Raw genomic sequence first — 18,964 nt, 5'->3', positions numbered from 1 at the left:
TCGATCAACGCCCCCCCTATCCGCTCCTCGGCACTACCTGTTTCATCTGGACCAAGGAACGCCCAAGGCCGATTTGTGCGCTTACTGGTACTCCAAATTGGGACAGCCCATCTAACTCGTGGGGTGGCGCTTATTGAGGGTTGCCAAACGGCTAGCTCAGCACAGGTCTCTAATTTGTACTGATGTGTTCGGAGCCTGGGACAAGCAATGGGAGGTAAGCTACTCGGCACCTAACTCCCTCCTACGCCGTCAACCCAATACCTGTGGTATTCCAAACGGTATTCCAAGGAAACCATCAAATAGAAAATAGACCTTAAAATCAAACCATTACGTACACAGTTCAGATTACCCCGGCCCATTTCATCATCTAAAGACGTCCACGGACGTCTTTTTTTGTTTCTGAAATCCAGTGAATACAGCGCCATATCTGAGGGATCGCACGCTACCCAAGCGGCTGGCCTAAGTCACTTTTATGCGAGCCTTTGCGCAAGATCAAAAATCCAATAAACAGCACACCGACTACCCCCACTGAAATCATCAATCCATGCTCACTGACGTAGGACACCGTGGCACCCGTGGCAATCGGGCCCAGTACGCTGCCTAACGTGTAAAACATGGCGATGGCGGTCATGGCGGTGGAGACTTGGTGTTCGCCAAAGCGAAGGATGTTCTTCACCGTGGTCCTTGACGTCGAGGGAGAACGTACACACATTTTCCTTGCCCTGGGCCAACAGTTTTTTGGAGGCCAGGGAGGTAATGGTCGAAGAATCCAGACCGCCCGAAAGCTCTTGTTTATCCTGATACCTCAAGCTGCTGCACTACGTTTAATTGCAGTGATCACCGCTACAATCGCATTGGCATCCGCGTCTCCAAACGCACCGTCTAATCCCTCGTGATGCAGGGCGGTAAACGGCGGCTCGTAGAGTTGAGCGGCCTCCATCACACCCTGTCGGGTGAGACGCTCGATGATCATTTCAACAAAACGAATCTGCTGGCTGCTATAGCGATTTACGTCGAGGAACTGACCGAAAGCCTCTTTTGCGGCATTACGGTCCAAGCCTACTAACGAGCGGATAAGCAGCGACAGCGGCTGGTCGGCGCCATAACATTGTTCGAACTGTTCTCGGCTCTTTACCGGCTCCGACTCGTAGACAAAATGCTCCAGCTCGCGAAGGTCAATCGGCGTCAACGGTCGGTTGAATTTGAGCTTGGCGATGGCTACGTGATTCTCGTTGGCACGGATATAGGCTTCGACTTTTTTCTTGTACTGTTCAAGGTTGATGCCAGTGTTGAAGTCCTTCAAATTAACGACCTTCGCTTCGCCAATCTCATCGTTCAGCACGCTGTACACCGGGTTACTTGGGCGCCGCTCAATAAACTTGATTAACTCACGCATTCTGCGCCGCAGTTGCTCAAGAATCGGCAAGCGGATGTCTTGCCAGTATTCGTCTGCCTGCACGTCCTGAAGTAACGCCAACTCAGCATGTACGGCCGGAATACTGTCCATCACCTCTAACTGGCTGGCCAACTCGACCACCTTGTCGCGATAGGTTACGAAGTCGCTGGTCGAGCGCAGTAACGCCAACTGCAAATTCAGGCATAGCAGGTCGAACAATTTAGCAGTGATGTGCTCAGGATCACGCTCACTCGGCAACCCCGCTACGTGACTGCGCAGATCACCCAGCGCCGCCTCATCCAGAGCGTTCCAAACCTCACGTTCGGCAAAGCGGGTCACGTATTCCAGTTCAGTACGTACGATGAAGTTGTCTCTGTTCATCGCTGCAACTTCTTCGTGCAGCTCGTTGGTCAGCCCCGTCCGCAGCTCGCCGAAGACATCGTACTGACCTCGGGTCTCCGCCAGGTTACCAGGCCCGTCAACGTCCTTCGGGGCTAACAACGACAGCAGATCCAGCCGAGCCTTGAACAGCCGCTTGCCCAAAGGCTCAGCCATACCGCCCAGCGCGCCCTTAGGGTTTTCGTTGAAGTATTCAAAGTTTGCGCAGAAATCGAAGATGGCGAACTCGCGCTTATGCACGCCGGGGGCAAACAGGTCAGGACACAGACGCGTGCCACGGCCAATCATTTGCAGAAACTTCACTTTTGAGCGCACAGCCTTGAAGAACACCAAGTTCAACACCTGTGGCACATCAATGCCGGTATCGAGCATATCCACCGAAATGGCGATCTGCGGCAACTTATTAAGTTTGCTGCTGAAGTCATCGATCAGGGTCTGGGCATAACTCACAGAGTGAGTGATAACTCGCGCAAACTCGCCATTAAAATGGGGGTAATGGTGATTGAAGCGCCGGGCGATAAATTCGGCGTGTTTCTGGTTCACCGCGAAAATAATAGTCTTGCCGAGCTGATCGCCGCCCTCAACCGTGAGGCCGTTTTGCATCAAGTGTTTGAGCATCAAGTCAACGGTTGGCTCGTTAAACAGCTGCTTGTTGACCTCAGAAGCCAGCACCTCCGTAGGTGCATCCCCCTCGGCACTGTAATCACCCCAATCCAGCGACTCCCAGTGCTCTTTCTCATCATCACTGAGCTGGTCATAACGGATGCCTTCGCGAACGAACTTGATCGGCACCGAATACGCCGTGGGGGGTACCAGATAACCGTCATCCACAGCCTCACTCAAACCGTACGCATCGGTCGGTACGCCAGTTTCGAGGCCAAACAGGTGATAGGTATCGCGATCCACTTCGTCACGCGGGGTGGCGGTCAGCCCCACCAGATAACTGTCGAAGTAACGAAAGATCGCGCCGTACTTCTGGTACACGCTGCGGTGTGCCTCGTCGATCACGATCAGGTCAAAGTGGCCAACGCCGTACTTGCGCCGGTCACCCTCCATCTGTTCGATCAACCCCATCATGGTTGGATAGGTACACAAGTACACACGGCCCTGGCCATTCTTGTCAGTGACCAGGTTGACCGGGCTGGAGTCCGGCAAAAACTCCTTAAAGGCATTTGTGGCTTGTTTTACCAGGGCTACCCGGTCGGCCAGAAACAGCACGCGCTTGACCCAGTTACCCCGCATCAACAGCTCGATCAGGGCAATCGACATCCGCGTCTTGCCGGTGCCGGTGGCCATGGTCAGCAAACCCGCGCGGCGGCCCTGACTCAATGATTCGCTCATCGCTCGAATCGCTCGGTGCTGGTATGCCCGCTCGACAATCTCGCTATTGATCGGCAGATCGCGCAAGTCGGTTTGCAGGCTGCGCCGCTGAATCGCCAACTCCAGTTCATCGCGAGTGTAAAAGCCTTGCACTTCGCGGGGCGGCGCACGACGGTCGTCCCAGAGCCAGGTGTGATTACCGTTGCTGTAGAAAATCAGCGGCCGCTGGCCCTTTTCGGCCTCGATGCAATCGGCGTACAACTTGGCCTGCTGCTGACCCACGTCCGGGTCTTTCAGGCTGCGCTTGGCCTCCACCACAGCCAAAGGTTTGCCATTGGCACCCCACAGTACGTAATCAACATACCCTTGGCCCTGCCCGTTGGGCATGCCGCTGACTGGCACTTCGGCGTCAGCGTTCTTCCCCAATTCCCAACCGGCTTCGCGCAACAGCACATCAATAAACAGACGACGGGTGTCGGCCTCGTCGTAATCATGGGTGTCCGGTACCGCGATATTGGCCGCCTTGGCCTGGGCCAGCGCCGCACGGGTGGTAACCAGTTCGGCATCCAGACGCGCCAGCAGTGCCTCGCGCTCACTCAGGCTTGCGGCTTGCTCAGCAATCGCCGCCTCGCGGGCTTCAAGAGTGCCGTGCTGGGCGGCGATCTGTTCCTGGAACTTGGCTTCCTGTTTTTTCAGTTCCGCACGGGTAAACGCCACCGCCTCGCTCATGCTGACAAGCTGAGGCACACGTTTTTCGTCAAACACCGCGTCGATACTTTTTGGATCACTGGCGCGGGTATAGGTGCGTGCCAGCCAGAACAACACATGAAACAGCTCGCGCACCAGCTTCATCGCATCGCTGTAGCCAATCGATTGATTGGAGTGCACCGCCTGATTGCCAAGCTTCTGAATCAAGCGGGTCTTCTGATGAATTTGCGGCGGTAGCAGGCGTACAAACTCCACCTGAGTCAAAAGCAGATTAAGGCCGTTGTCATAGGGCATACGCAGGTCGCGGTCATGCTTGTACAGCCAATGCACCGCCTGCTCCAAAGCATGCCGGGTGCGCATGCAACAGGCGCGCGGGTCGGGGTAAACCAGTTGCTCCGCGCCTTTGGCCGGTTCAAACAACGCTTCAAATTCGGGGATGAGAAATTCAAAGTTGCTCATATCAGCCTACTGCCTTTTGTGAGTCCATCTCGTCCAGGTGCTGGCGCACGCTGCCTATTGAATCCTGAATTCTGCGGGTAAAGCTGGAAGGCTCGCGGTAGGTCATTACCAGCCGATCAATCGCGCGCGTCATAGCCACGTACAGTAAACGTGCCTCGTCAGCCTCGTCCTCGCCCTTTTTCGGCATGTCACCCAGACCAGGAATCAGCACCAGACCAAACTCCAGGCCTTTGCTCGAATGCATGCTGACGATCTTGACTGCATCCTCAGCGCCGTACAAAGCGCTGCGGCCCTTGGACGACTGACCCGAGGCAAAGCTGATGCCTGCCTCACTCAACACCCGCTCGATGCGTTGCGCCTGGGAGGTGCTGCGGTAGATCACCGCCATATCATCCAACACTCGACCCCGACCTTGCTCATCACGGATGCGCTCGACGATGCAGTTGTATTCCTGCCAATCAGAATTACATCGCAGCAGCTCGGGGAACGCGCCCCGTCGGCCTGCGCTTTGAGGCGCGACAATTGGCACGCCATCTTCGGCGGCATCGCGCGCGGTAAGCAACTCAACGGCAAAAGCCCGCGCCACCGACAAGACCTCCACGGTGTTGCGGTAATTCAAGCGCAGGATGGTCGTACGTCCCTGGGCCTGAATACCGACGCTGGCGAAACTGAAATCCATACCCTTTTTATTGCCCTTGCCGCGATAGATCGACTGCGCATCGTCATACAGCACCAGCAAGGAATTGCTCTCGGGGTCGATCATCTGCACCACCAGCTTGAACCACTCCGGCTGGAAGTCGTGACCCTCGTCGATCAGCACAGCTGCATATTGAGCTCGTGGGATTTGCCCACGGTCGACACCGTCGATGGTGTTCTCAACCATCTGCGCCATCTTCACGTCGATCGACAAGTGCTGCGCCGGGCGATCGACGTTAAAAGCGGTGAGCATGTCCGAGCACCAGGCATGAAAATTACGCACCTTGACCTTCTCATTCAGGCCGCGCTCGACCAGTACCTGTTGCAAACGGCCCGCCAGGGATTTGTTGTAGCAGAGCACCAGAACCGGCTTGCTCGAGACCTGTGCCAGGTGCGCACAGCGATAGCCGAGAATCATGGTCTTGCCGGAGCCTGCCGCGCCGTGAATCACCCGATGGCCCTCGCCCAGCGAACGCGCCAGTTGCTCCTGCTGCAAATCCATGACTTTGATCAGCGTGGGAAGGGGCGCGTGCTGTTCTGCAAACAAACCGAACTGTCCTGGCAGCGTGTTCACGCGCACTTCGGGGTAGAGGTGATAACGCACGCGGTCGATCTGGGGCAGGCTCAACTGGCATGGGAAGATATGCTGGAACATATTCCACAGGCTCTGCTGGAAGGCTTCGGCGTCCACTGTCTCGGTTATTTCGTCTTGAAACAGCACCTGTTGCGGGTTCAGCACCTGGGCCAGGTTAGTCCCCATAAACTGCTTACGAGTAATCGCCGTCATTACCACACCCCAGCCGAAGGGCATGATCAAGTTGCCTGCATACGGCGAACCGGCGGGCTGTTTCAGCGCCGGGTCCCGCTGCAGCATCATCACCACTTCCATGGCATACGCCCGGGCTTGCAGCATGGGGTTTTTCACGGTTTTGAGCAGGCCGTCGGCATAAATTTTCGCCTGGTTGTGATCCATGCTCTGGAGCGTGTCGAGCTTCCAGTCTTTGACCTCCAGTACTAATAGCCCGCGCAATGGATGCAGCAGCACGAAGTCCGGCTGCAAGGCTTTTGGCCCCACCGGGACGTTGAACCAGCAGAGGTAGTCGTCTTCGAGCTTCTTCTCCAGGCGTTCGGCCAGGCGGCGCTCGCCCGGGGTGTCGAAGCGGCAGGTGGTGCGGGAGGGGAAGAATTGAGCCATGTGGGGTTGCCTGTTCCTTGGCGTGATGGAAGATCGTACGAGACCTAGAGCGTTCCCGCAAAAGCATGTTGTTGGAGCCCAGCAAATAGCTCATCGAAGCGATTTTCTTGAGCCCGTGTTTGTTCAAGCTGGCGCCCTAACGCCCTCTTTATTGAAACAAAATGCCGTTGCTTTTCTAAAGAGGGTAAAACAACAGGGAGTTCTTTTATGATCCCCATATTAAGCCCCGCCATGATTGCCCCTTTTGCTCGACTCTCAAGATAGTTCCTGGCAACCGGATGCAGGAGGAAGTACGAGTGCAAAAACTCCGGCTCGCAACGCGTGCGGTCTAGTGAGATGCAGCAAAGGTGCTTTGTATTAATCGCAGTTGGTATGTCGTCTGGAACAACAGCACATCGCCCACAAGTCCCCATGATCGTGATTAGGACATCGCCTGGATTAACCCGATAACGAGAGAGCTGCGAGTATTTTTCTGCCGTAATGAATCTGGGCTTTGCCCATGCAAACGCATTAGTGACGGCGTTATCTATACCGAGAACGGCGATGCCGTGATCAACAAACTCGCTGTGCAGTAATTGACTGCCGAAAGGACCTGTCCGAATCGAACCTACAGAAGGTGCAAGCTCAGCTACTGAAGTGGTCGCCACCGTAGTGCCGCCGAACATCTCCAGAAAAACGGATTTCAGCAGTTGATCAAGCTTGGCGGTGGCATCACGACGCTGGCCGCGCAGTGCATCAGCCTTATCCAAAATCGCCGCAATACGGCGTTGTTCAGAAAGTGGCGGAAGTGGAATAGAAAGCATCTTGAGTTTGCTCGCATTCACACCACCTTGAGCTGTTCCCGACGAGCTTCGGTTAATCTGCGCCCAATAGTCCTGAGTATCAAAGAATTGAGATAAATAACCGGGGTCTACATTGCCCTGACATGGACGCACTCGGATCAAGTACGAAGCAAAAACCGCTTCCTCTGGAATCTGATACAGCAGATAACTCTTTCCAGTAGTCGCACCAGTCCGCGCGAAGACAATATCGCCGTCTTGAAGGGCATATTTGCTCGCTCCAGACTCAGAGCAGATGCAGCGTGGTACCGATGACCAATCGACACGGCCATCTTGAATATCAGTGATCCTCAGAAACTTTGGACCTACAGCATTCGTATCGGCAGAGGCCGTATGCCCGTAATCTATCGACTCAGAAATATCCGCTAAGCTAACTCTAGGCCAGCTCATGACAGCATCCCCTCCAACTCATCCATGCCCTGCATAATCTCGGCCTCCAAGGTCTTTAGCTCGGCCAGGATTGTCTGCGGTGCTTCATGCTGCACTTCCTCGTACACCACTTCCTTGTAACGGTTAATCGACAGGTCATAGTTATTGCCAACAATCTCAGCCTTCGGCACAAAAAAACTCTGCGCAGTGCGGTCAAGACCAGCGCTGGTGTTGCGCTTATGCCAACGGTCGATAATGTCGGGAAGGTTATTGCAGTCATGCTTACTCGCATCCAACTCATTACGCTTGTCATCCAACGAGAAGCCATCCGCCTGCATGTTGTAAAACCAAACGTGGTCGGTGCCGCCAGAGTTAGTCTTGGTAAACAACAAAATCGCGGTAGACACCCCGGCATACGGCCGAAACACACCCGACGGCATTGAAACAATGCCATCCAGCTTATGTTCCTCCACCAGCATCTGACGCAGTGTTTTATGGGCCTTGCTGGAACCGAACAGCACGCCGTCCGGAACGATCACCGCCGCTCGCCCACCCGCCTTCATCAGGCGCAGAAACAGGGCTAGAAACAACAACTCAGTCTTTTTGGTCTTAACGATCTGCTGCAAGTCCTTGGCGCACGCCTCGTAATCCAGGCTCCCGGCAAACGGCGGGTTGGCCAGGATCAAGCTGAACTGACCTTCAACACCGGCATGCCCTTCACTGAGCGAATCACGGTTTTCAATCGCCGGGTTTTCTACACCGTGCAGCAGCATGTTCATCGACCCGACGCGCAGCATGGTGCTGTCGAAGTCGAAGCCGTGGAAGGTGTCGTGGTTGAAGCGCTTGGCGCTGGCCGCGTCCTGGTACAACTCGTGGCTGTGGTGAGTATTGAGATACTCGGCAGCCGTCACCAGAAAACCAGCGGTGCCGCAGGCCGGATCACAGATGGTGTCCGACGGTTTGGGTGCCATCATTTCGACCATCAATTTAATGATGTGCCGCGGCGTGCGGAACTGGCCGTTCTGCCCGGCACTGGCGATTTTGCCGAGCATGTATTCGTAGAGGTCACCCTTGGTGTCGCGGTCTTCCATGGGGATGGCGTCGAGCATGTCCACCACCTTGGCCAGCAACGCCGGGTTGGGAATGGTGAAGCGTGCGTCCTTCATGTGCGCGGCGTAGGTGGACTCACCGTCTTCTCCGCCCAAGGACTTGATGAATGGGAAAACCTTGTCAGCAATCAGTGTGTACAAGCTGGCCGGATCACCCAGCGCCTTGAAGGCTGCCCAGCGCAAATCCGCCTGGTCGGGGGTGAAAATCGGATTATCAATCGGCTGGCCGGTGCGCGCGGCTTTGCGCTCTTTAACTGTCTGCAACTCGTCGAGACGTTTGATAAACAGCAGGTAGGTCATCTGTTCAATGACCTCCATAGGGTTGGAAATGCCGCCGCTCCAGAACGCGTTCCAGATCTGGTCAACTTGGGATTTGATTGCGCCTGTGATCACTGCTGATTACTACCTGAATAATGAGTTTAATGCCCGCTAAAACGGCACTGCGGGCAATAGGTCAAGCCGGGAAGACTCCGGCGTGACAAGGTGCACGCAGTGTAACGATTAGCGGGTGAGGCTGTCAGTTACAACCGCCCGAGCGCCGAACTGCCATGTTTTTCACACGGCCTGCAAGGACGGTTTCAGGTACCAGCCTGTTACTTGAACGACAGCTTCTTCTTCAGTTCTTCACTGATCAAACCGATGTTGAGTTCCTTGCCCGGGTTGTTATTGCAGAAGTCCGTCAGCACCGAGATGTAAGCCGCGCCCAAGCCTTTGGTCAACGTGGCTGCGGTTGTCGCGGCGATAGTGCCGCCTACCGCACTGCCGACGCCTGGAATCATTTTCAGCAGACCGGTCACCACCGCGCGCCCCAGCAGGCTTGCTGCGCTCGAACCCAGCGCCGAGGCCACCAAGGTGGTCAAGGCACTGGTGCTGACTTCCATACCAAAGGTCACACCAATCTTGGCCAGCATCCCGACCTGAATCGGTACCAACACGAACGAGTCCGAGAACGGAATCGGTGTAGCCCCCGCTGCGGCCGCAAAGCCGGCGGCAATCAATACTTCCTTCTCAGCCTGCTCGACTTTGATTTTCATGGAAGATTGATGCCGCGAGCTCAATGCATTCGCGAATGCACGCTTTTTTGCTTCGGGAATCAACTTCGCAGACTCAAAAATCAGCTCATCAATGCCTTTGACGCCCAACGTATAAACTTGGCCGTCGTCGACTTCTATCCGCTGCGCCTCGGCGCGCACCCGCACAACGGCATGAGCACCGGGCAAAAGTTCTTTGACCTTGAGGTGAAAGTTGATGTCCTTGGAAAACATGCTTTTAGTGACCACCGCCACCACCGGAATGCCTTGATCAATCAACACACGACAGAGGTCGACTTCCGCCTGCTCAATGCGATCACCGCCTTCCTGAATGCAAATCCATGCCGCATGGATGTGCTTGTTCTCATCGTGATGAGCAGCGCGCGTCTCAAGGAAACTTTCCAGGTCCTTGAGAATGGTCGCGTAGTCTTTCAACTCCAGACCTTTGCTGTCGATGATCGTGATCGGGTGACCTTCCTTCGAGATCTCTTCGATCTGCTGCGTCACCGGGGTACCGGAGCCGGTCTTTGCCAACTGCCCACGGAACACCGTGTTGATCAGCGTACTTTTGCCAACACCCGTCTTGCCGGCGACAACGATATTGACCTTGCCGGAACCTCGCACCGCGTCACGAATGACTTCATCAATAGCGTCCTGCTGCCGATCAGCTACTTCCACCATTACAGCCTCCATAATTATTCAAATGATCAACACATCACATCGCTTGCAGCTGCTTGCAGGCCGCTGCGTTTACTTCCACGAACGCTTCCCATGTCATCGTCCGTTGATAATTCAGTTCGTATTGCCGATCCACGCGGCAGATATCCGGCCGATTTGCGTAGATGCGACAGCCGCCATCGGCTTCGTCCAAATGCCTGCACACCCCGTCACCCCGGTCCATCCCGGCTGTTTGCGGCAACAGGTGGACACGCTTGCAGCACTGCATGCAGCGGTTGCAGGGGAATGCCTGGCGGTGCTCAGACATAGGTGTCCAGCGTTACCTGGCACTGCACCAGCAGCGCGCGGTCTTCGCTGAGCTTGCGCTCAGTCTGGCTGAGGCTGTCGCGCAAGGTTTTAAGCTTGTCGTTGACCAGCGCAAAATTGCTCGTGATATTGGCTTCCACCACCTCGGTCAGGGCCCGCGAGAATTCCCAGGCAATATCGTCGCCCAGACTCTTGATCGCTTGGTCGCGGCGCTCTCGCTCTTGCTGCTCCTGACGGGATTGCTCTTCAAGGCGTTGTTGCTCCGGGTCGCCAGCAAAAGCGGTGTAGATTAATTTGCCGACTTGGTAGACGACGCCGATGGCGGGCAGCACCTTGCCCACCACTTGCTCAGCCACTTTGCCCATGGTGACCGGGCCAATACCCCTGAATAGGGTGGGCAGCCATTCCTTACCCAGCTTCATCACCGTCACCACGTGCTCGGTCCTCAGCGCCCCACCCGCTTGGCGCACACCCGCCTCCAGCAAACTCATATTGACGGTCGAGCCGGTACTCGTCGAGGGTTCGCCAACTGAAGCGCCGGGGATGTCCAGAGTGCCCGTGGACGGCGCACCTGCTTGCTGCACGCGGACTTGGTCGAGCATCTCGTCGAGCAGTTGCGACGCATCCAGCGCCAGGCGTTTGAGCTCATCGTCAAGGTCGCCACACACCTGTTCGTTGGCGCGCCGGATCAGCCCATCGATTTTGGCTTGGGCGTCCTCGGCGTCCTGGTGCATCGCCATGATCGAGCCCTGGGCCACACCGGCCGACTTGGCTTGTACCGACGCTTTAAGCAGCGAGCGCAGATCAATCTCACGCCTCGCAATTTGCGCATAAAACGCATCGATGCGAGCGCTGGAGGCCTGGTCGCGCTGTTGGTCCAACAGGCCCAGCGTCTCATCGATGAAACCGCTCAGATCGGTGGCCACACCGGCAACAATCTGACGCTGCTCGATCGAGGCAAAGAATTGGTTGAGTTCACTTTCGAACTTCGGAAAGCCCGAGTTCTGCAGCAAATTGTGCTTGTGCTCAAGCTTGGCCTTGAGCGCCGATCGGGCGTTAACTTCCAGGATCGGGATAGCCTGCAACACTTGCGGCAATCCGCGCGCCCGGGCCATTTGCTGGATCCGTTCGCGCAGTTGGTCTTTGATTCGCTCAGCTTCCAGCGGCTCCAGTGGGTTTTTACGGTTAAGCACCAGGAAGATCTGTTTATTGCGTTCGACCAATTCCAACAGCGCCGAAAGCGTGGCTTCCTCTTCGACAACGCCCAACGGGTTGACGACAAAGATCACCACGTCGGCGCCATACAATTGCTCGCGCGTCACCTGCTCGTGAGCTTGTGGCGCGTCGATACCCGGCGTATCCAGGATTTCAAAGTCGCCCCAACGGTAGCCCTGAATCCTGTAGGTTTCGGGAGTGTCGGCAACCTGCGCCAGTTCAGCGCCAAGCAACGCATTGATCAGCGTGCTTTTGCCAGCGTTATAAACGCCGTAGACCATGATGGTCGCTGCAGCGCTGGCCTTTCGGGACGCCACCATCTTGCGGATGGCCGGTGTCGCTGAGGGGTTGTAAACGGCACACAGCTCGTCAACATCGTCGTAGAGCGACAGTACGTGGGACATCGGAGGTTGCTGAGTCATGACTGTTGGCTCTCAACGAGGTAATCAAGTCGGTCGTTCAAGCGAGCAATCTCGGTGACAAGTTGCTCGCAATAGCGTTGCATGCCAGCGCACACCGGTTCGTAAAGCTGCATGACGTGCTCAGCCAGCAAATCCGGCACAGCGTTGGCGTAGGCGTCGAGGGCAGCCTGGCGCTGCTCTTCCAGGTTGTCGCCGACCACTACTTGATGCGTTTCATAGCGAGCCTTGGCACTGCGACCGGCAAGACTGGAAGTACTGCCAATGGAGGCCCCGAGCAGTGCGCCGGGTATGCCTCCTACCAAAAAGCCTATCGCGCCGCCCACCAGCGTCCCGCCCGCGCCCCAGGCTGTCTTGGTCCCTGACTCGGTACCGGCTCGGTATTCCTTGGCCTGCGTCACTTCTCGGTATTCAGGCAGGGCACTTAAACGGCTCGCGTCGAAAGCCCGGCGCAACCCGGCTTGTTGTGTCTTGCCGATATGCCTCAGTGCGTCATCAGCCCGGTCGCCCAGAACCCGCGTGAGTTGGTTACGCAGTTTGCCTTCATGCTTTTCGTCGTAGCCTGCATCGAACAGCTGGTTGACGTAACGGCCCATTTGCGCGGCGCCTGCCAGGCCCAGGGTGCGCACCTCCTGCTCAATAGCCTTGCCCTGCTCACGGATCTGCTGCTCGAAGCCGCTGACCAGATCTGCCACCAAAGCCAGGTCTGCCGCCGTGTCCTTGATGGCGTTGCGCAAATTCTTCATTGGCGTGGCAAGTTTGAGCTGCAGCGCATCGCTGTCGCAGATGGCCTTGAGCGTCTGGAACAAGTCGCCCACACCGCTGGAAGCCAAATCATTTGGGTGCGTTTCAGCGAAGCGTGTCGACAGGGGTAACACATGCGTGTACTTCAGCGCATTGTCGTCCAGCCTCTGCAACTCTTCGCTTACATAATTGACTTGTGATTGCCGATCCTTAGCCGGCTTCATGACAATTTCACACACCGCATTGCCGTCTTCGTCTTCGTCTTCATCAGTGGTATCGCTGCCCGTGAGCAACACCATCAAAGACTTTTTGTCGGCCAGCAACTCGCCAATTTCGCCCATATCTGAGGCCCGACCAGGTGCTTGGGAGCTCATGGTGTAGAGGATCAGGTCGGCGTGTTCGACATACTCACGCGCCAGGTCTCCATTGGTCCGGTTGACCGAATGCAGACCCGGCGAATCAACCCAGGTCAGACCAGGTAAACGAAAGCCCTGGATCGAGCTGGTCGCTTCGGTGGCGCCCACGCGAAACTGCAAGTTATGTTCAGCTTCCTTGTGCTTGTCACCGCCATCTACCGTTGTCTGCTCGGTGGAGAAGTAAACGGGTTGGACCTTCGCCTGCGCCTTCAATTGCGAGTTAGGCTCGCTGTGGCCCCAAGCAACATAGTTACCCAGCGAACTCTTGCCGGACTTGACTTTGCCGTAGACGAATACCAGCAGAGAGTCGTTGACGTTTTCGCGAAACTGCGCACCTTTGGCGCGGACCTTGATTTGTTTTTGCCACACGGCGAACTGATCCGCCAAACGCTCCGACAGACCTTGCGCCAACTCGTGCAGCGGGTTGTCGTTGCTGACAGAGTCGAGCAACGCCTGAGTGTGTTCGAGGTTGCTGGAAACAAATTCCTGGCGCAGTAAGTTGAATGCACGATCCTTGGAATGGATGTCGCTTTTCTGCTGCTCAAACTGGGTTTGGAGTTGCTCAAAAGCGCCCATCAATTCGTCACGGGTCACGGCATTCATACAAGCTGCTCCACGGTATTTTTCAATTGCTGCAGTCGCTTGATTCGCGCCGCCGATTGCTGGAGTTGCACCTGGGTCTGCTGCTCCGCCTGTTGGGCAGCCAGCGGTGCAGTAAGGCCCTCAAGCACATTGAGTTGCAAAAGGAAGCGTTTGGTTTTCACTGCAGAGAACGCCGAGTCGGCATGCAAAATGGCCTTCATCACATCCCCGTAAGCTGAGCCCGAGGATTGCTTGCTGGCGACGGCTTGCTCCAGCTGAGTCGCCGTCTTTGCCGCGGCCATTGCCTTCACGGGCTGACCCAGGATTGGCCCGGCACTGTTGAGTTGTGCTTTCAATTGCTCGCGGCGATCTTTTTCCAGGTTCGAGATCCGCTCCTTCAAGCCTTGCTGCTCGCGCTCGCGTTTGGCGGCAAGCTCCTGCTTGCGACGCTCGGCGTCACCAGAGCTTGAAGAGCTGGATGAACTTGAAGACGGGCTGTCATCGGACACAGCCTTGACGATCGCTGTCACGGCAGCCACCGCAACGGCACCAATCAACCAGGGTAGAGGCATTACAAGTCTCCTTGACTTAAAGGCTGTTCAACTTTTCGCGGGCAGTGCGGATCTCGGCGGCCTTGGCCGAGAAACGGCTTTGGACGCTGCTCATGAGTTCAACGAATGCGTTGGCGGTATTGGCGTAGGGCGCGCAGAGCTTCTGCATCGTTAATTGCTCATGCTCAATAGCGCGGCCAAGCGCGGCCGCCAACTCGTCACGGCGTTGTACCAGGCGCTGCTGGCGAGCCACCGTAAGTGACGGGGCCAACTCGCTCGATATCTGGTCAAGGTGCAAGGCCAGACCGGGAATCCCGCTTTTGGCCTGCATCCCTTCGCGGCCTAATTCAACACCACGCTGATAACGGCGGCTGGAGACTTCAAAGCACGTCGGCTGGAACCCCACGCAACGCAGCACCTGGCCTTCAATGCGCTCACGCACCTGCGCCATCGAGCCGTTCTGATCCAGGTCCAGAAGACTCAACACCAGCACTAACCGTTGCTCGAGCGTATCGCCATGAACCTCATGCAGTTTGAGCAGCAGGTTGACTTGTTCCTCGTCCAACTCCCCCGGAGGCGCGTGAACGAACAGCACAATATCGGCGATATCGAGCCCTTCCATGGCCTGTTGGCTATCCACCTGATCTATACCCAGGCCAGGTGTGTCGACCAGCACATAGTGTTCAAGCTCAAGCTGCTGGTTGATGCGGGTGGTACGCACCACGCCGGTTGCGAAATATTCCTCGTGAACATTGCCGCTCAGCATGTTGAGCAACGAGCTTTTGCCGGCCTTGACCAACCCCCATGCAGCAATTCGCGGCTTGGGTGGCGCGGCCTCCGTGTGTTGCTGCTGAAGACGTTGGCACTCCGCCTCAAGCGCATCGATATACAGCACTGCTTGATCCATAAACCTGAAACTCCTTGGGGCGCCTTCGCTTAGCGAGAGAGCATTTTGCAGCTGCGATATATCAAGATATCGGCAAATGATGCCACATTGCCACGACCTATCGCAGCCGAGTTTTCTTGCCCACCGCCGCGTTGCTTATAGCCCCCGCAGTGCTACAAGCTCCGCAACCGCCGCCTCAAACCACCCTGCCGCCCGCATTTTCAGCGCCGTACTACCGCACTTCGGACAGATCGCAAACCAATCACCAGGCATCAATGCATCACTGCGCGGGGCGACGGTTTTCTTCCACTTGCAGTCTTCACACACAAACGTGAAGGGTCTGGGTTTTATCGGCATCAATACGTTCTCCTGAATACCCGCCCCACGGCTTATTCCTCTACCGGGAGCATTGCCTGCAAAATCATCAGCTTTCGCTGCAACTGCGCGACGTGTTCTCTTTCGGCTCGCAGCGCCGAACGTAACTCGCGGTTTTCCGCTTCCCAGATCTGCGCCCAACGCAGATCTTTCTGATAATGGTCGACCATTTTCCAAAGCTCGCTCAGCTTCAAACACTGCTGTATCAGCACCAGCAGGATGATCCCCATCACCGCCAATGCCCCCGTCGAAACCGCTTCCGACATACTCATGCTCACATCCTTTCATGCCTTCGATGTATTCCGAAGACAGTTACACGATATGTAGTGTTTAACGACAGGTCTAGAATGTAGACTTATACAGGTAAAGTATTCACACACATGGAGCGGGTATGAAACGCAAGCAATCCATCGAACAAGTCCGCTGGGACCTGGCACTTCGCTATCGTTTGATCGAGACCGTCGCCTGGTGGGAGGGCCGGCTGACCACGGGGCACTTGATCCAGAGCTTCGGCATCAGCCGTCAGCAGGCCTCCAAGGACATCAACACCTACATCAATGAACATGCGCCCCGAAACTTGACATATGACAAGCAACGCAAGGGTTATGTACCGAGCAAACAGTTCAAACCGCTGTTCATCGATGACAGCGCCAGTGCTTATCTGCACCTGCTTTACCAGAACAATGAACGGGCGCCACACATCGACGGATTGGCCCTGGCCTACGCCCATACCAAGGTGCTGGAAGTGCCGGACCGACCAATTCGGCCAGAAATCCTGCGACCCTTGCTCGCGGCTTGTCGCGACGGTTTGCGCCTGGAAACCGAGTACGTTTCGCTCAACACCCCGAACGTGGAAGTCCGCCTGATCGCCCCACATACCCTGGTGTACACCGGGATGCGCTGGCATGTGCGCGCCTACTGTGAGAAGAACCGCCAGTATCGCGACTTTGTATTGAGCCGCCTGCGGGGCGAGCCGGACCTGCTCGACGAGTCGCAGAACACACGTGAGCTGGACGAAGATTGGAACACCGAAGTACCGATCATCTTTGCACCCGATGGCCGCTTGAACGCGGCGCAGCAGGCGATCATCGAAACCGACTTTGGCATGACGGATGGGCAACTGGTGGTCGCCAGTCGCAAAGCACTGGTGAAGTATGTATTACGACGCTATCACGTCGACCCGAGAAACCAGGCCACCAACCCAGAGGCACAGCAGATCGTGGTTACCAATCTCAAGGAGTTGAGGCCCTGGCTCATGCATGATTGAGGGCGGTGCGTCGCATTCTGCTCGCGTGCGGACGCACTGGGCCGTATGCACGTCAGGCGTCGAGCGAACAGCTGTGAAAAAACTGTTCGAACAGAGGTGTAGGCAAATGCTCAACGTCGAGCAAGCCAAAGTGCTTGCCTACGTTGCGCCCCAAGGCCATCAGCGTTCTTGCGGCGTTCTCGGTCCCGGCATAGCCGGCGCTCAGGATGAACTCGACGCGCGCCTGCTCACTCTTCGCCTGCTGATACGCCTTCCCAGTGATCAGCACATCCACCAGGCACACATTGACCCGCTCATCCGCCAAGGTGAACGGCTCCAGCTCCTTGCATCCCAGTGCCGCGCACAAGCCATCCTTGCCACCGTCAACGATGCGCTCAAGGGTTTCGATGGGGCGGCCGAACAAGTCGAACTCCTGCATGGAAAATGCAAAGCAGTAACCTTGTGCGGTCGTGCGCGAGATCGTCTTGGCGTCACGTGGGTAAGTCGATAGCCAGTCAACAAATGACGATTTATCGTCCTGTGCACTGCTGCGGCGAAACAGGAGGTAATCCTGGATGACCTGGCTGAACGGATGCCCCGTCGGCGCCCAGCCCGTGCTTTCACGCTTGCTGCGTTGCACTTGAGCCACAGGTTCCAATGTCTTGGGCGGCACGCCAAAACAGCGCAGGTCATAGCCAAGCATGAACAAACTGGCCTCAAAGGCGTGGCAACGCGCGGGTAAAGCACCTTGCTCGGCAAACCAGCTCGTGCGCTCAAGCAAGGCTCGGATAAGCCAACCCAGCCGAACCTGCCAGCGCGGCCACGTTTCATAGTTGATCGATGAAAACTGCGGCGCCACCAACCCATTCACAAAGGCCCCAGGGTTACGCAACTGGTTGCCACGGGCACCTCCGGAAGGGAACGCTAACAAGGGTTTTCCCTTGCCGGTCCATTGCTGGCGAAACAGTGAATAGAACATTCCCATCGCAGCGCCGACGCGACTGTCATAAATCGGCGATCCCGACACATCAAGCAATGCGTGAATCTTGGTGAGGCCCGCATCAAAACGCTGCACGCTTTCGGCGTTGAGACCATCCAGGTCGTTGTCAACATCAAGCGCCATAAGCCCAGCCATGTTGCGCAAATAATTCGACAGACGACCTTCGGCGGCCAGCCGCTGCAAAAAGGGAATCGCGCCCTGTACACCACCCCAGCGAAGCACCTGCAAACAAGCGGCCAGGGCTTGCGCATCATCACCTGCGGTGACGGCACTGGTTAGCCATTCGCGCAGTTGTCCGAGGGAGCGTTGGGTCTGTGCCCAGGTCTGTGAATCAACAGTGTTCTGGTGTGTATCCTGCCAGCTCGCCTTCCAGCGATAGTGCTCGATCACCTGCTCGAAACCCTGCACCTGGGCGACCAAACCACCTGGCACGAAGTTACTAGCTTTAAAGCGCAGATTGAACGTGAATACGGGCAAGTTAGCTTGCAACCACGCAAGAAAATCCACCACTTCAGGTTGTGCAAGGAATTGTGTGCGCTTCATGCGGACCACCGAATGGGTAATGTCGAATGGCCACACCTTAAGCAATACAACAGGTTACGTCGAGGATGGATGCCCATATAGACACTGGTATCTACATATTTTTTGAGGCCTCTGTAGTGAGCGGGCTTGTCCCGCGCTGGGTGGCGAAGCCGCCCCAATCGGACCGCCGTCGTGTGTCAGGTGAACTTCGGGCCTGGATTTGGGGCGGCTTCGCCACCCAGCGCGGGACAAGCCCGCTCACTAAAAGTTGTGTAGATACTTATGCATATAGATAAACAAATGCAGCAGGGCATGTCAGGGGCGGGTTTGGTTGTTGCTGGTTGGGAGGCGCAGAGGAAGGGCTTCGGAGTTTTCCTGTAGTGGTCTAATTTCCCCGGACACCTCGATAGGTGGAGAATGCATCTATCGAGGAGTTTTTCATGACTGGCAAACGCAGGACATTCGACGACAGCTTCAAGCTGCAAGTCGTAAAAATGATCAAG

Annotated in this window: 14 protein-coding genes and 1 pseudogene; 1 reads left to right on the top strand and 14 read right to left on the bottom strand. The window is 56.2% G+C overall.

The annotated features are described in order from the left end of the window. Nucleotides 1–442 precede the first annotated feature (442 nt). The 13 genes and pseudogenes from AACY52_RS24730 to AACY52_RS24665 all read right to left on the bottom strand — a co-directional run bounded on the left by AACY52_RS24730 (nucleotide 443) and on the right by AACY52_RS24665 (nucleotide 15,965). Entirely contained in the window at nucleotides 443–676 is a 234-nt protein-coding gene (locus AACY52_RS24730; RefSeq protein WP_339560901.1) for a hypothetical protein, read from the bottom strand. Continuing rightward, nucleotides 675–785, bottom strand: a pseudogene (locus AACY52_RS24725) (asparagine synthase-related protein); the annotation flags it as partial. The gene AACY52_RS24730 and the pseudogene AACY52_RS24725, both read right to left, overlap by 2 nt. A 20-nt stretch (nucleotides 786–805) precedes the next feature. Continuing rightward, entirely contained in the window at nucleotides 806–4,282 is a 3,477-nt protein-coding gene (locus AACY52_RS24720) for a DEAD/DEAH box helicase family protein (protein ID WP_339560884.1), read from the bottom strand. Nucleotide 4,283: 1 nt separating this feature from the next. Continuing rightward, the gene (locus AACY52_RS24715; protein WP_339560883.1) at nucleotides 4,284–6,173 is read right to left on the bottom strand and encodes a 3'-5' exonuclease; all 1,890 of its coding nucleotides are present in this window, start codon (nucleotides 6,171–6,173) and stop codon (nucleotides 4,284–4,286) included. 44 nt (nucleotides 6,174–6,217) lie between these two features. Further along, on the bottom strand, nucleotides 6,218–7,402 hold the full coding sequence (locus tag AACY52_RS24710) for a restriction endonuclease subunit S (RefSeq protein WP_339560882.1): 1,185 nt from the start codon (nucleotides 7,400–7,402) through the stop codon (nucleotides 6,218–6,220). After that, nucleotides 7,399–8,883: a class I SAM-dependent DNA methyltransferase gene (locus AACY52_RS24705; RefSeq protein WP_339560881.1), complete on the bottom strand. Its 1,485-nt coding sequence runs from the start codon at nucleotides 8,881–8,883 to the stop codon at nucleotides 7,399–7,401. Before AACY52_RS24705 ends, AACY52_RS24710 begins: the two co-directional genes overlap by 4 nt. 200 nt (nucleotides 8,884–9,083) lie before the next feature. Next, a complete protein-coding gene (locus tag AACY52_RS24700) occupies nucleotides 9,084–10,202 on the bottom strand; it encodes a GTPase (RefSeq protein WP_339560880.1) in 1,119 nt (372 codons plus the stop codon). 34 nt (nucleotides 10,203–10,236) lie between these two features. Continuing rightward, nucleotides 10,237–10,506, bottom strand: coding sequence for a YkgJ family cysteine cluster protein (locus AACY52_RS24695; RefSeq protein ID WP_339560879.1), 270 nt, complete (start codon nucleotides 10,504–10,506; stop codon nucleotides 10,237–10,239). After that, nucleotides 10,499–12,142: a dynamin family protein gene (locus AACY52_RS24690; RefSeq protein WP_339560878.1), complete on the bottom strand. Its 1,644-nt coding sequence runs from the start codon at nucleotides 12,140–12,142 to the stop codon at nucleotides 10,499–10,501. The genes AACY52_RS24695 and AACY52_RS24690 overlap by 8 nt, the downstream gene beginning before the upstream one ends. Then, on the bottom strand, nucleotides 12,139–13,902 hold the full coding sequence (locus AACY52_RS24685; protein WP_339560877.1) for a dynamin family protein: 1,764 nt from the start codon (nucleotides 13,900–13,902) through the stop codon (nucleotides 12,139–12,141). Before AACY52_RS24685 ends, AACY52_RS24690 begins: the two co-directional genes overlap by 4 nt. Beyond that, entirely contained in the window at nucleotides 13,899–14,411 is a 513-nt protein-coding gene (locus AACY52_RS24680) for a hypothetical protein (RefSeq protein WP_339560876.1), read from the bottom strand. The genes AACY52_RS24685 and AACY52_RS24680 overlap by 4 nt, the downstream gene beginning before the upstream one ends. Before the next feature lie 58 nt (nucleotides 14,412–14,469). Next, complete coding sequence (locus tag AACY52_RS24675; protein ID WP_339560875.1) at nucleotides 14,470–15,339, bottom strand: GTPase; 870 nt, start codon at nucleotides 15,337–15,339, stop codon at nucleotides 14,470–14,472. Nucleotides 15,340–15,707: 368 nt separating this feature from the next. Continuing rightward, nucleotides 15,708–15,965 (bottom strand): hypothetical protein, encoded by a 258-nt coding sequence (locus tag AACY52_RS24665; RefSeq protein ID WP_339560873.1) that lies wholly within the window; start codon nucleotides 15,963–15,965, stop codon nucleotides 15,708–15,710. Nucleotides 15,966–16,084: 119 nt separating this feature from the next. On the opposite strand from AACY52_RS24665, the gene AACY52_RS24660 reads away from it, so the two are divergent. Continuing rightward, the gene (locus tag AACY52_RS24660; RefSeq protein WP_339560872.1) at nucleotides 16,085–16,960 is read left to right on the top strand and encodes a WYL domain-containing protein; all 876 of its coding nucleotides are present in this window, start codon (nucleotides 16,085–16,087) and stop codon (nucleotides 16,958–16,960) included. A 52-nt stretch (nucleotides 16,961–17,012) separates the two neighbouring features. Here AACY52_RS24660 and AACY52_RS24655 read toward each other — a convergent pair whose 3' ends face one another. Beyond that, entirely contained in the window at nucleotides 17,013–18,482 is a 1,470-nt protein-coding gene (locus tag AACY52_RS24655) for a hypothetical protein (RefSeq protein ID WP_339560871.1), read from the bottom strand. Nucleotides 18,483–18,964 lie beyond the last annotated feature (482 nt).

Source organism: Pseudomonas sp. EA_65y_Pfl1_P113, assembly GCF_963970525.1.
Taxonomy (GTDB): Bacteria; Pseudomonadota; Gammaproteobacteria; order Pseudomonadales; family Pseudomonadaceae; genus Aquipseudomonas; species Aquipseudomonas tritici.
This window is presented reverse-complemented; position numbering and strand designations above follow the sequence as displayed.

Bases quoted from the DNA above. Each gene is read 5' to 3' on its own strand.
- AACY52_RS24720 (WP_339560884.1), bottom strand. From the start codon at position 4,282: ATGAGCAACTTTGAATTTCTCATCCCCGAATTTGAAGCGTTGTTTGAA.
- AACY52_RS24715 (WP_339560883.1), bottom strand. From the start codon at position 6,173: ATGGCTCAATTCTTCCCCTCCCGCACCACCTGCCGCTTCGACACCCCG.
- AACY52_RS24710 (WP_339560882.1), bottom strand. From the start codon at position 7,402: ATGAGCTGGCCTAGAGTTAGCTTAGCGGATATTTCTGAGTCGATAGAT.
- AACY52_RS24700 (WP_339560880.1), bottom strand. From the start codon at position 10,202: ATGGTGGAAGTAGCTGATCGGCAGCAGGACGCTATTGATGAAGTCATT.
- AACY52_RS24695 (WP_339560879.1), bottom strand. From the start codon at position 10,506: ATGTCTGAGCACCGCCAGGCATTCCCCTGCAACCGCTGCATGCAGTGC.
- AACY52_RS24690 (WP_339560878.1), bottom strand. From the start codon at position 12,142: ATGACTCAGCAACCTCCGATGTCCCACGTACTGTCGCTCTACGACGAT.
- AACY52_RS24685 (WP_339560877.1), bottom strand. From the start codon at position 13,902: ATGAATGCCGTGACCCGTGACGAATTGATGGGCGCTTTTGAGCAACTC.
- AACY52_RS24675 (WP_339560875.1), bottom strand. From the start codon at position 15,339: ATGGATCAAGCAGTGCTGTATATCGATGCGCTTGAGGCGGAGTGCCAA.
- AACY52_RS24665 (WP_339560873.1), bottom strand. From the start codon at position 15,965: ATGAGTATGTCGGAAGCGGTTTCGACGGGGGCATTGGCGGTGATGGGG.
- AACY52_RS24660 (WP_339560872.1), top strand. From the start codon at position 16,085: ATGAAACGCAAGCAATCCATCGAACAAGTCCGCTGGGACCTGGCACTT.
- AACY52_RS24655 (WP_339560871.1), bottom strand. From the start codon at position 18,482: ATGAAGCGCACACAATTCCTTGCACAACCTGAAGTGGTGGATTTTCTT.